Genomic DNA, 13587 nt, shown 5'->3' on the forward strand with positions numbered 1-13587 from the left:
AAAGAAACCAGCAAGTGGTTGCTGGTTTCTTTTAATTGGAACGCGAGACCTATGGCAACATTGCATCTAAGCGGTACACAACTTGAAGCACAAACACCCGCCATCCCCTTAAACAAACCCTTTTTGCTTTCGATTGGCATTCTCTATTTACTGGCAATGCATTTTTTTATGCCCAACCCTGGTGGCTCAGGTCTGGCTTTATCTTTTAATCCAACCACTTGGCTTGCCCTTAGTTTTACGCTCTCATTAGGTCTGTATCAACTCGCATCTAACCGTAGGTTACGCTATTCCAAACTGACCATCGGTCTTTTCATCAGTTGTGTGATCATGACGATTCCGCTGCTTTATACGAATGCTCAAATTGAGTCGTCGCTTAGTCGAATGTTAGGACTATGGACTGGGCTGCTTTTTTTTGTATTGCTGCAACAATTTCGTTTTAGTAACAAACATAAGCAGCGATTACTCTGGTTTATCGTACTCGCGGTATTGATTGAAACTCTATTTGGTCTGTACCAATACTTTTTGCTTTCACCCGATAATATTTTTGGCTACAACACCCTCATCAACCGCCCTTACGGCATTTTTCAGCAACCGAATGTGATGGCGAGCTTTCTCGCGACAGGGCTGGTTATGTCCGGCTATTTACTGGCTCGTCAACCGAAAAAGTACAATCAGCATGTTAGCGAAGTGAGCCTACTTTATGTCACTCCACTGCTCACTGCACCGTTGCTGGTGATATTAGCCTCGCGCACTGGCTGGATTGGCGCAGTACTCGGCACGCTTTTTGTTCTGCCTTACCTATTTAAATTTTCGACGCCTAAACGATTTTGGGGATGGAGCGCTGCGACGCTATTGGGTATTGCTTTAGGGTTTGTCGCTGTCTATTCCCAAGGCACGGGCGATTTTCTAGAGAATAAGGCTGATTTAGAGAGCCCTCGCCGTTATACCTTTCCTCAAACCATCGATATGGTCATAGAAAAACCCTTCACGGGTTATGGCTATGGCAAGTTTGAATCTGAATATTTGCTTTATACCGCAAGGCAACACCAATTAAACCCTAGCTACCAACCGGGGTTGGCGTCGATGGATCATCCTCATAATGAATTACTATTCTGGGCAGTGGAAGGCGGTTTGTTACCTGTGCTAGGGATCACACTGGCCATGCTTTTCGTGCTCATGCGGATGTATTCGGCCAAGAAAGGGACCAGGCTTGCGATGTTCGCCCTTTTCATCCCTATCGTGTTACACAGCCAACTCGAATACCCGTTTTACCATTCGGCCATTCACTGGGTAACCTTCATCGTTCTTCTTTTTTGGGTTGATCAGCGCGTGGCTAAATACCGTTCAATTCCTTTTAGCATGATCAGTAAATCCCTGTTTCGAGTATTGAGTTTAGTACTGCCGATTTTGACTGGCTTTTATATGCTCAGCGCACTGCACAGTAATTACGTGCTTACCCAATTTGAGAAATCTCAACCCAAGAACCCGGATATCCTACAAAAGGTGACGAACCCTGTGGTTTGGAAAGACCGTTTTGATTGGGATGTCTACAGCACTTACCTCAACATTGGCCTGTATAATCAAGATCCTAAATTGATTACGCCATACATCGACTGGTCATTGGCCATCATAAAACATAAACCGCGTCCTGCTTTTTACAATAATCTGATCTTGGCTTACCAAGGTATTGGTGACGAAAGCCGCGCCGAGCAAATTCGCTCCGAAGCCGCATTTTTGTTCCCCAATATGGATTTCAGTGAGGTGCAGTATAGCCCGCCAACCAGTTCGGCTGATCGTTCGTCTGCCGATTAAATCGAGCATATGAGCCTTATTCATAAAAAAAGCTTTCCCAAAAATAGAGAAAGCTTTTGACCGTTGGGCTTATTTCACACTCCAACCAGTAGATCTCACTGCCAGATGAGTGGCTTACGTCACTGGTGGAAAATCCAACACCATGGTAGCAACGCTGAAATAGATGATCACCCCGATAGAATCCGCAATGGTCGTGATCAACGGAGCACTGGCTGACGCAGGATCGAGCTTAAACTTATTCAGAATGAACGGAAGGAGCATTCCAACAACACAACCAATAATCACCACAATTTGCATCGTTACCGCAACGACAAAAGCGATATCACTGCCGCCTCGCCAAAAACCCAATAAAGAAACAGCAATGGCCATTGTTGCCCCTAATAACGCCGCAATCCCTAACTCTCGCACCAACATGGATAGCCAATCTTTCATCACCACTTCACCAGTGGCTAAGGCTCGAACCATCAACGTTGCTGACTGGGATCCTGCATTACCGCCGCTATCAATCAACAGTGGTAAGAAGAAGACCAAGGCGACATAGGTTTGAATCGTCTCCTCAAAGTACGCAATACCGGCACCAGAAAAAAGATTACCAAAGACTAACAACACCAGCCAAAACACACGTTTCTTGTACATTAGCCATACGCTGGCTTCTTTAAGGTTACCGGTAAAACCAACCGCAGCGACTTTATGAAAATCCATATCCGCTTGCTGCTCGGCCACGTCCATCGCATCGTCATAAGTCACTATACCGACCAAACGGAATTGCTCATCAAAAACAGGCACCGCAAGTAAATCGTATTTACTGATGGCTTGCGCTGCACACTCTTGATCTTCATCGGCTCGCACAAACACTGTCTCTTTGGTCATGATGTCAGAGACAAGCGAGGTCGGTTGTGCCAGCACTAAATCCTTAAGCGAAAGTGTACCAAGTAAGCGATTCTGTTTATCAATCACATACGCTTGATAGATGGTTTCCCTCTCGTTGGCCATTTCACGTAAACGCGCAATCGCCTGCTGCACATCATCATCGGCGTTTAACGTCGCATAATCTGTCGTCATGATGGAGCCGACCGAGCCTTGAGGGTAGGCTGCAAGTTGTTGTACATCTTGCCGCTCTTGTTGACCCAGTAGAGCAAGTAGCGGCGGTTGGCGCGTCTCATCCAAGTGAGCATATAAGTCAGCCCTTTCATCATGGGGCATAACTTGAAGCACTTTCGCAAGCGCTTCGAGCGGCATTCTCTCCACCACTTTTTCTCTGATAGGCTCAGAAAAATACCCCAATAGCGCCGCTTGACGAGCGATTGGCATCAATTGCACCAGCTCAAAGACATCCTCTTCGCTCAGGGTCTGATTAGCCAACTGCTCAGCGAAGACTTGAGCAATATCAGCGATGGGATACTGTTCCATTAATTGATTTAAGTTTAATGGGTCACGATTAAAATTAATCGCAGCGAGTTCTAACGCTATTTTTTGTAATTTCATTATCATATCTCAACCGATATTTAACTTTAAAAATCAACATAATAATTTTAAAGTTTATTTTTATAATCAATGTATTCAATGAATACCTTAAATTTTAGGCACACGGTTCCAATCCCACTAAAAATTTCATTTAGTGAAGTTGAGTAATTTATTTTAAAGTTTGTTAATATTTATTATATAGAATAGACACCAATCACTCTATTCCGACTATCTATGATAGGAATCATAGGCAAATGACTGTCTAATAATAATTTTCTAGCTTGAACCTTATCCATTAAGGCCGATATGGCAATATCGCTTTTGTGCATAATATCTTTCATGATGATATTCATCTGTGATACTACCACCTTGCTTAAATAAACAAATCCTAAGTATTCACCTGCATCACCAGAGATAAAGATAAGATTTAAGCGCTTATCAGTTAAGGACGATGAGCGTAGAGTCGCAATCACCGCTTCTACAGATAGCGATGCGCCTACACAAATAAAGTTATTATCCATTTCGGTTTGAATAGAGTGAGCAGCAGGTAGCCGGTTGCCCATAGCTAATGATGTGTTGTACATAACCATCTTTGTATTTCCTTGAAACTATCAAGACAAAGAAACCAAATTATGCAGAAAATCCACGTAACTGAACTGCAATAAGCTTATACCATCAAGCTCAAGCATTCCCCGCCTTGAACAAGCAAGTTAGGAGAAGATAAAGTCAGTCAAATAGAGAAGCCGTGTACTTGCGAAAGTTCTAGCGGTGTACAGATGACATGCAAGAAATTCAAAAGCATTCACGCTCTAGCCAGTAGAAACGCTGTATTGAATAAATCATATGATCGACTTAAACAAACACGATACTCTATAAAAAGAGTGTGATATTGACAGGAGAGAACAAGAAAAGGAGCTTCGTTAGTATGAATACCAACTTAGCAAAAGCGAGGCTTTAAATGAAAAGTTGGCAACAAAACGTAGGCTTTTCTACTAACCAGAAAATACCACACTTGGATAATCGACTACTCGACGAGTCCATAGGTTTCTATTGCACCTCTAAAAAGTTAATAATAAGTATGCTTTCTCAGCGCGCTTATCCTAACGCAGATAAAATAATGGTCAACCAAAACAATCGAACAATGTTCATTTTTTACAATACCATGACAATACAAAGTAGCATCCACACCCGTTCTAGTATTTAGGCCACAAACTTTAGCATCGTATATTTATTATAAACACACAAAACACCACTTATATTCATAGGAGTAATTAAACCATTAACGGAAGAATTTATCTTAAGACATCAATCACGAGTATTCCACTCACGCTGGGGAAGAGCTAACAATAAAAATGAATTTTATGATTGATGCTGAGACGAACAACGTTCGGCATCAGCACCACTAAAAAAGGAGAAAATGCTCCCTTATGTAGTTTCTTTGTTAATTTGTTAATGACTCTTCTAACGCCCGCAAGCATAAGGCCACGTTTTCACTGCGTGCCCCATACCCCATTAGACCAATACGCCACGCTTTACCCGCTAAAGTGCCAAGGCCTGCGCCGATCTCCAAGTTGTATTGATTGAGTAAATGCGCTCGCACTTTAGCCTCATCAACCCCTGTTGGAATATAGATCGCATTCAATTGCGGTAAACGACAATCTTCAGCAACGACAAATTCAAATCCTAATTTTTCTAGGCCCTGCTTTAATTTGTCATGCATCACACGATGACGTGCCCAAGCCTGCTCTAGACCTTCGTTTCTCAACACCAGTAAGGCTTCATGCAATGCGTACAAACTGTTAACTGGCGCAGTGTGGTGATAACTGCGTTTGCCTGCACCGCTCCAATAACCAAGCACTAAGCTTTGATCTAAAAACCAGCTTTGAACGGGGGTTGTGCGAGATTGAATTTTTTCAATCGCTTGCGCTGAAAAAGTCAGTGGCGATAAACCCGGAGGGCACGATAAGCACTTTTGGCTCCCAGAATAGACGGCATCGAGCTGCCATTGATCCACATAAAGTGGCACGCCGCCTAAGGATGTCACCGCATCTACAATACTCAGCATGCTGTTTTGCTTAGCCAGCAAACCTAATGCTTGCGCATCACTCAATGCACCAGTTGACGTTTCTGCATGGACAAATGCGAGAATTTTAGCATCAGGGTTAGCCTGTATGGCTTGCTCGACTTTATCCAGCGAAACGGGGGCTCCCCACTCATCATCCACCAGCACCACTTCTCCGCCACAGCGCACTACATTCTCGCGCATACGCTCGCCAAAAACGCCATTGCGACACACGATGACCTTATCTCCCGGCTCAATCAGGTTGACAAAACACGCCTCCATACCAGCGCTGCCCGGCGCGGAAACCGCGATGGTAAACTCATTTTCCGTTTGAAAAGCGTATTTAAGCAGCTGCTTTAGCTCATCCATCATCTGGATAAAAAGCGGATCTAAGTGGCCAACAGTCGGCCTGCTCAGCGCTTGTAATACTTGGGGGTAAATATCTGACGGGCCTGGCCCCATCAAAATTCGCTGGGGTGGGTTAAAACTGGTAATGGACATAGTTGCTCCTTGCTTGCGGCCAAATACGAATACCCAGAGTAAAACAAATCCGCTGATGCAACAATTCGACCGAAGTCTAGAGGTCAAACCAGTGTCACACTCTGGTTAATTTTATTTTACATTTGGACTTAATTAGCGATTGACATTAACAGTTCAAAAACGTTCAATGAATGAGCTATCTAGCAGAAGAGGAGCACTGCCCAGGCAGATGTTTTGTGGAGCCTCAACTCCAATACAAAACATTAATGGGGAGCAGTGCCGAGATAAACCAAGGTTGTGGATTTGGTTTATCGGTTGAATGGGCTGAATCCCTTCAACTGTCATCAGCAACCCTGATGAAGAGCTTCTGAGGTAAACCAATCATAAAAACACCTCTTTATTTGCTCTAGAAAAACTCTCTTCAAACATTGGACGTTGGTACACCAACACTATTTTTATTTCAGGAAGTCGTGGGAGAAATGCCGTGAGCGCATTCAATGTCGCCAAATTTGGCGGAACAAGCGTTGCTAACTTTGAAGCAATGAGCCTTTGTGCCGCTGTGATCGAAAATAATCCAGAGACCAAATTAGTCGTGAGCAGTGCCTGCTCTGGCGTGACGAATTTATTGGTTGAATTAGCCAATGGCGTACAAGATGCCAATCAACGCTTAAGTATTATCAAGCAGTTAGCTGATATTCATCATGCGATTATTGATAAACTTACCGACCCGCTACAAGTTGAAAAAGAGGTACACTCAATTTTAGATATGGTGGCCAGTGTCGCAGAAGCGGCCTCTTTTCAAGCGAGTAAAAAACTGACCGATCACTTAGTGGCTTGTGGCGAGTTAATGTCGACCTTCATTCTGACGCAATTACTGCGTGAACGTGGCATGGATGCGATCCGTTTTGATATTCGAGAAGTGCTGCGTACTGATGATCACTACGGTAGGGCAGAACCGCAATTAGAACAGATCCAGCAATTAGCCCAAGAGAAGTTAACACCACTTTGTCTGCAACACGTAGTGGTAACTCAAGGTTTCATCGGCGCTGATGAGCAAGGAAATACAACCACATTGGGCCGAGGCGGCAGTGATTATTCTGCGGCCTTGATCGCCGAAGCGGTACAAGCTTCTGGCTTAGAAATTTGGACTGATGTGCCGGGGATTTATACGACCGACCCTCGCATTGCGCCTAAAGCCGCTCCGATTGCGGAAATAAGCTTTAGCGAAGCATCGGAGATGGCAAACTTTGGCGCTAAGATTTTGCATCCATCGACGTTGCTGCCCGCGCTTCGCCACGATATCCCTGTGTTTGTCGGCTCCTCAAAAGAGCCTGAAAAAGGCGGCACTTGGATCCGTAAACGTGTGGAAAGCTCACCTCTATTTAGAGCCTTGACCCTACGCTGCAATCAAACCATGGTTACGCTACGCAGCGCTAGCATGTTTCACGCATACGGCTTTCTTTCGAAGGTGTTTGAAATTTTAGCCAAACACAAAATTTCGGTAGATCTGATCACCACCTCTGAAATCAGCGTCTCATTAACATTAGATAAAACCGATACCTCAGGTGGAGCGCCTGAACTGCCTCAAGCGGTGCGCTTAGAATTAGAAGAGCTGTGTAAAGTTGAAGTCGAACATAATCTGTGTTTAGTTGCGCTGATCGGCAATAACATGAGTGAAAGCAAAGGCTATGCAAAACAAGTTTTTAGCACCTTAGAAGATTTCAATTTGCGTATGATTTGCTATGGTGCCAGCCCGCACAACCTCTGCTTTTTATTACACGAGTCGGTTTCTAAAGCGGCAATTCAGAAACTTCATCAAGATTTGTTTGAACGATAAAACCACATTGAGTAGTTACACGCTGAATAAAAAACAGGTTGGCTTAGCCAACCTGTTTTTTATTACTTAATCTAAATTCGGCCCAAGCCATTTTTCCGCTTCTTGTGCATTCCAACCTTTACGTTGCGCGTAATCTTGCATCTGATCTTGCTGAATTTGTGCAATGGCAAAATAACGAGAGTCCGGATGCGAGAAGTACCAACCTGACACCGAAGCACCCGGCCACATAGCGTAACTGGTGGTTAAAGACATATCGATGGTTTGCTCAACCTGCAACATCTCCCACAAGGTGCCTTTTTCCGTATGCTCAGGACACGCTGGATAGCCCGGCGCTGGGCGTATACCTTGGTATTTCTCACGGATCAAATCATCGTTCGACAACTCTTCGTCAGCAGCATAGCCCCAAATTTCTTTACGAACTTGCTGATGCAAATATTCCGCAAAAGCCTCAGCAAGACGATCAGCTACCGCTTGGATCATGATGGCGTTGTAGTCATCGCCTTGCGCTTTATATTGGTCTGCTAATTCTCGCTCACCAATTCCGCCTGTCACGGCAAATGCGCCGATCCAATCTCGTTTACCACTCTCCTTTGGTGCAATGTAATCGGACAAGCAGTAGTTATAACCTTTGGGCTTTTCGGTTTGTTGGCGTAAGTGATGCAGAACATGAGCAACCTCGGTGCGCGATTCATCGCGATACACTTCGATATCATCCCCCACACTCGCGGCTGGGAATAAAGCGCAAATACCGCGAGCCTTGAGTAGCCCTTCTCGCTCAACTCTATCAAGCAATGCATTAGCATCATGGAATAAACTTTGTGCTTCCTCTCCTACCTCTTCGTGTTCAAAAATCGTCGGATATTTACCCATCAATGACCATGTCATGAAAAATGGTGTCCAGTCGATGTAACGACGAAGGGTAGCCACATCAAAATCATCAAACACATGTACGCCCAATTTAGCCGGAACTGGCGGCGTATAGTTATCCCAATCGATAACCGCTTTATTTGCCCTTGCCACTTCTAATGAGACGGGTTTAGTACGGGGGGTTTTACGGTGATGTTGATCACGCGTGCGTTCATAATCGAGGTTTAATTTTTCCACAAAAGCAGGACGTAACTCATCAGAAAGAAGCGAAGAACAAACGCCTACTGCTCGCGAAGCATTGTTCACGTACACAACTGGCTGGTGATAATTTTGCTCAATTTTAACTGCGGTATGTGCTTTAGAGGTGGTTGCTCCGCCAATCAAAAGCGGTAATTTAAACCCTTGTCGCTCCATTTCTTTAGCGACGTGCACCATTTCATCTAAAGAGGGAGTGATGAGGCCGGATAACCCAATGATGTCGACATTCTGTTCTTTCGCGACTTTGAGGATCTGCTCGCATGGCACCATAACGCCGAGGTCAATGATTTCGTAGTTATTACACTGCAAAACGACGCCAACGATATTTTTGCCGATGTCGTGTACATCCCCTTTAACTGTGGCAAGAAGGATTTTGCCATTATTAGAACCTGCTTGCTTAAGCGCGTTGATGTAAGGCTCTAAATGCGCAACGGCTTGCTTCATAACGCGCGCCGATTTCACTACTTGCGGCAGGAACATTTTCCCTTCGCCAAAGAGGTCGCCGACCACGTTCATTCCATCCATGAGAGGCCCTTCGATCACATCCAGTGGGCGAGTGGCATTTTGACGAGCTTCTTCCGTATCTTCAACAATATACTCGGTGATACCTTTGACCAACGCATGCTCTAAACGTTTTGCGACTGGCCATGAACGCCATTCAAGCGCACTGGCATCCTCTTCCTTACCGACACCTTTGTTCGCATATTCAGCCGCAATATCCAGTAAGCGTTCAGTGCCATCGCTGCGGCGATTGAGAATGATATCTTCGACTGCTTCACGCAGTTTCTCAGGCACGTTATCGTAAATCTCAAGCTGACCGGCATTGACGATACCCATGTCCATGCCGTTTTTAAAACAGTGATAAAGGAATACAGCATGGATCGCTTCACGCACATAGTTGTTACCGCGAAAAGAGAAAGAGACGTTGGAAACCCCGCCGGAAATCATCGCATGGGGTAAATTACGTTTGATATCAGCCACGGCTTCGATAAAGTCCACAGCATAATTATTATGCTCATCAATACCAGTCGCAACCGCGAAAATATTGGGATCAAAAATAATATCTTCAGCAGGGAAACCAACCTCATCAACCAAAATTCGATAAGCTTTGGTACAAATTTCAAGTTTTCGCTCACGGGTATCCGCTTGGCCTACTTCATCAAATGCCATCACGATCACAGCGGCACCATAGCGGCGAATGAGTTTAGCTTGTTCGACAAACTTCTCTTTCCCCTCTTTGAGGGAAATCGAGTTCACAATCCCTTTACCTTGAATACATTTGAGACCTGCTTCAATCACCTCCCACTTAGAAGAATCAACCATGATTGGTACTTTGGAAATATCCGGCTCAGAAGCGCATAAATTAAGAAAGCGAACCATGCAAGCTTGCGCATCCAACATCCCTTCATCCATATTGATATCGATGATTTGTGCACCGTTTTCGACCTGCTCTCGAGCAACATGCAGCGCCTCATCATACTGCTCATCTTTGATTAAACGCTTAAAACGCGCAGAACCAGTGACGTTAGTTCGCTCACCTACGTTGATGAATAAGCTCTCTTTGGTAATCGTCAGCGGCTCTAGACCGGATAGACGACAAGCCACTGGAATATCGGGTAACGCTCTTGGTTTCACACCTTCGACCACTTTTGCCATTTGTCTGATGTGCTCAGGAGTGGTTCCACAACAGCCACCAACAAGGTTCAAGAATCCTGCTCGCGCCCATTCCCCGATGTGCTGCGCCATCTCATCGGCTTCAAGATCATACTCACCGAATGCGTTAGGCAACCCCGCATTGGGATGAGCCGAGACATAACATTCAGAAATACGTGATAGCTCTTCAACGTATTGGCGCAATTCATCCGGACCGAGTGCACAGTTCAAACCAAATGAGATAGGCTCAACGTGTCGCAGTGCATTATAAAAAGCTTCCGTTGTTTGCCCAGAAAGCGTTCGACCAGAGGCATCGGTGATTGTCCCTGAGATCATCACGGGCAGTTTGTAACCCAACTCTTCAAACACACAATCCACCGCAAAGGCACAGGCTTTAGCATTTAAAGTATCGAAAATAGTTTCAATCAAAATTAAGTCGCTGCCACCACGAATTAAAGCACGTGTTGATTCTGAGTAAGCTTCAACTAATTGCTCAAAGCTGATATTTCGAAAACCAGGGTCATTCACGTCAGGGGAGAGCGAGCAAGTGCGGTTTGTTGGCCCTAGCACTCCCGCCACGTAACGAGGTTTATCAGGCGTTTTCGCCGTCCATTCGTCAGCAGCTTCGCGTGCAAGTTTTGCAGCAGCGAAATTGATTTCCTCACTAATGGCTTGCATATCGTAGTCGGCCATTGCGATGCTCGTCGCGTTGAAGGTATTCGTCTCGAGAATATCAGCACCGGCCTCCAAGTAAGCACTATGAATTTCTTTGATTAACTGAGGCTGCGTCAAGACGAGAAGGTCATTATTTCCTTTCAGATCGCTTGGCCAATGGGCAAAGCGATCTCCGCGATAATCTTGCTCTTCCAATTTATAGCTCTGAATCATGGTGCCCATGCCACCATCAATCAATAATATTCTCTGTTGCAATTGAGCTTCAATTTGACTTTTAACTTCTCTTCCCACAGTACAGCCTCATTCCTTTTGGTTATTCGCTCATCCTATCATATAACCATTAGAAATCTAGACGTCTAAACTTCACTTTAATTATCGTTTGATACATCTACAATCATGGCCAAAAAGTGTTTGCTATTTGTACATCATCCAAGGAGAATTTCATTCATATTTTGTTACACGACGAGAAAACAATGTCTGTCTATTACACTTTATGCTTCCTATCAGGAGCAGCAATGTTGATTGCCTTTCTAAACAGTAAGATAGGCAATATGCAAACCACTATCGCCATTACAGCAGGATCGATGATGTTGTCATTATTGATCTTAGTTGCAGGTCAAAATGATTGGTTTCATCTAACTCAAATAGCGACCGAAACCGTCAACAGTATTAACTTTGAAAATTTTCTGCTCAAAGGAATACTCGGTTTTCTACTTTTCGCTGGCGGCCTAGGCATCAAATTACCCAACCTAAAAGATCAGAAATGGGAAATCGCCGTTCTTGCGCTAGGCGCAACGCTATTTTCAACCTTCTTCATCGGTTTTGGGCTATACGCCTTCTGCCAATTTATCGGCATTCACTTCGATCTCGTCTACTGTCTACTATTTGGTGCACTCATATCACCAACAGATCCAATAGCCGTATTAGCTATTGTTAAAAAGTTAAATGCACCAAAACGTATTTCAACCCAAATCGAGGGAGAATCGCTCTTTAATGATGGTTTTGGTTTGGTTATCTTTGTCACTATTTTCACTATTGCATTTGGTACCGAAGCACCAACCATAGGTAGTGTAACTATGTTGTTTATTCAAGAGGCAATAGGGGGCATAGTGTATGGCCTAGCACTTGGGCTATTATTCCACTACCTCATCAGCGCCACCGATGACCACTCAATGGAACTGCTTTTAACCATTGGTATACCGACTGCTGGTTATGTTTTTGCAGATGTTATTCATGTTTCCGGACCTTTAGCTATGGTTGTATCAGGGATAATGATCGGCAACTGGACACGCTTCATTGGCTTTTCAAAAGAAAGTGAAGAACACCTTGACCACTTTTGGGAATTGGTTGACGAATTTTTGAATGGTGTGCTTTTCCTACTTATCGGTATGTCGATGCTACTCTTCAAATTCCATGAAGAGGACTGGATATTGATGGCTTTCGCCATTCCTCTTGTCTTATCTGCTCGCTATCTAAGCGTTTTTTTCTCTTACATCGGCTTCAAGCGTTACCGCTCCTACAACCCATGGTCAATAAAGATACTCACTTGGGGAGGGCTACGAGGTGGGCTAGCACTAGCAATGGCACTTTCTATTCCATCCGGCATATTAGTTATCCCAGACAAGCTTATTGATGTAAAAGAGATAATCCTTGTTATGACATACGCTGTCGTGGTGTTCTCAATACTTATTCAAGGTTCAACAATTACCCCATTGATAGACAAAGCAAAACAAGCTGAAAAATCGTCAATGTAGATAGAAAAACTGTCAGTGATGACTGATCAAACCATTTTTATCTCTAGCCGATGTTCTAGAACATCGGTTTTTGCTACCTTTACTTTGTTACTCCTCTCTCTATATCTACTGTAATACCAATTTAAAAAATATGATCTAATTAAGGCTGTTGAACTATGGTGAAATATCACTATGGATAGCTTTAGTAACACCTATTTAAAAAGCTGGCGAACCCTATTCAAATGAAGGTGTGATGATGGCTCTCGCACACCCCAAAGAAAGTCATTCACATACACAAATAATCACACAATAGCTTAAAGTCAGCCGAACAAGTTTGAACAAACAGGTTCAATGATTATTGAAGAAGGGCGCCAAGTAAAATTACGGACCGGTAAGCGAGCCCTAGCTAATCAGAGTGTTACGGATTACAAGGAGTGAATATGTAAGTATGCGTGGAATTGATTTTTAGAAGACGGCAGTGAGAGTGATAAAAAATAAAATGCTATTTTTCTCAAACGAAAAAAGCCCTGCTATTACTAGCAGGGCTTCTTAATAAGTGGCGGAGCGGACGGGACTCGAACCCGCGACCCCCGGCGTGACAGGCCGGTATTCTAACCAACTGAACTACCGCTCCGCAGCGTGTCTGGTTAGACAATATTCAAAGCCTGGCGATGTCCTACTCTCACATGGGGAGACCCCACACTACCATCGGCGCTGTTGTGTTTCACTTCTGAGTTCGGCATGGA

Annotated in this window: 7 protein-coding genes, 1 tRNA gene, 1 rRNA gene and 1 riboswitch; of the genes, 3 read left to right on the top strand and 6 right to left on the bottom strand. The window is 44.2% G+C overall.

Annotated elements, in window-relative coordinates:
• Positions 1-18 precede the first annotated feature (18 nt).
• The gene (locus AACU59_RS10390; protein WP_094145696.1) at positions 19-1812 is read left to right on the top strand and encodes a PglL family O-oligosaccharyltransferase; all 1794 of its coding nucleotides are present in this window, start codon (positions 19-21) and stop codon (positions 1810-1812) included.
• Between the two features lie 114 nt (positions 1813-1926).
• Here the strand turns inward: AACU59_RS10390 and mgtE are convergent, their stop codons facing one another.
• The 3 genes from mgtE to AACU59_RS10405 all read right to left on the bottom strand — a co-directional run bounded on the left by mgtE (position 1927) and on the right by AACU59_RS10405 (position 5839).
• Positions 1927-3303: a magnesium transporter gene (gene mgtE, locus AACU59_RS10395; RefSeq protein WP_094145695.1), complete on the bottom strand. Its 1377-nt coding sequence runs from the start codon at positions 3301-3303 to the stop codon at positions 1927-1929.
• 167 nt (positions 3304-3470) lie between these two features.
• Complete coding sequence (locus AACU59_RS10400; RefSeq protein ID WP_088720757.1) at positions 3471-3866, bottom strand: hypothetical protein; 396 nt, start codon at positions 3864-3866, stop codon at positions 3471-3473.
• An 851-nt stretch (positions 3867-4717) separates the two neighbouring features.
• Positions 4718-5839, bottom strand: coding sequence for a pyridoxal-phosphate-dependent aminotransferase family protein (locus AACU59_RS10405; RefSeq protein WP_094145581.1), 1122 nt, complete (start codon positions 5837-5839; stop codon positions 4718-4720).
• Positions 5840-6017: 178 nt separating this feature from the next.
• A riboswitch (Lysine riboswitch) is annotated at positions 6018-6193 on the top strand.
• 109 nt (positions 6194-6302) lie between these two features.
• Here AACU59_RS10405 and lysC point away from each other — a divergent pair.
• Positions 6303-7655 carry a lysine-sensitive aspartokinase 3 gene (gene lysC / locus AACU59_RS10410; RefSeq protein ID WP_094145582.1) on the top strand — a complete coding sequence of 451 codons (1353 nt, stop codon included), beginning with the start codon at positions 6303-6305 and terminating at the stop codon, positions 7653-7655.
• A 66-nt stretch (positions 7656-7721) separates the two neighbouring features.
• On the opposite strand, the gene metH is transcribed toward lysC, so the two are convergent.
• A complete protein-coding gene (gene metH, locus AACU59_RS10415; protein ID WP_094145583.1) occupies positions 7722-11399 on the bottom strand; it encodes a methionine synthase in 3678 nt (1225 codons plus the stop codon).
• A gap of 182 nt (positions 11400-11581) precedes the next feature.
• On the opposite strand from metH, the gene AACU59_RS10420 reads away from it, so the two are divergent.
• Positions 11582-12862, top strand: a complete 1281-nt coding sequence (locus AACU59_RS10420; protein WP_050989580.1) for a cation:proton antiporter — start codon at positions 11582-11584, stop codon at positions 12860-12862.
• Between the two features lie 536 nt (positions 12863-13398).
• Here AACU59_RS10420 and AACU59_RS10425 read toward each other — a convergent pair.
• Both AACU59_RS10425 and rrf read right to left on the bottom strand, forming a co-directional pair.
• Positions 13399-13475: transfer RNA gene (locus AACU59_RS10425), tRNA-Asp, on the bottom strand.
• Between the two features lie 29 nt (positions 13476-13504).
• Positions 13505-13587: ribosomal RNA gene (gene rrf / locus AACU59_RS18160) — 5S ribosomal RNA — on the bottom strand; the annotation flags it as partial.

Origin of the sequence: Vibrio sp. V23_P3S9T160 (assembly GCF_963886625.1) — a bacterium.
GTDB classification, from domain to species: Bacteria; Pseudomonadota; Gammaproteobacteria; order Enterobacterales; family Vibrionaceae; genus Vibrio; species Vibrio anguillarum.

What these genes read in the sequence shown, in the direction of transcription:
- AACU59_RS10405 (WP_094145581.1), bottom strand. Translation starts at nt 5,839, where the DNA reads ATGTCCATTACCAGTTTTAACCCACCCCAGCGAATTTTGATGGGGCCA.
- AACU59_RS10420 (WP_050989580.1), top strand. Translation starts at nt 11,582, where the DNA reads ATGTCTGTCTATTACACTTTATGCTTCCTATCAGGAGCAGCAATGTTG.
- AACU59_RS10400 (WP_088720757.1), bottom strand. Translation starts at nt 3,866, where the DNA reads ATGGTTATGTACAACACATCATTAGCTATGGGCAACCGGCTACCTGCT.
- mgtE (WP_094145695.1), bottom strand. Translation starts at nt 3,303, where the DNA reads ATGATAATGAAATTACAAAAAATAGCGTTAGAACTCGCTGCGATTAAT.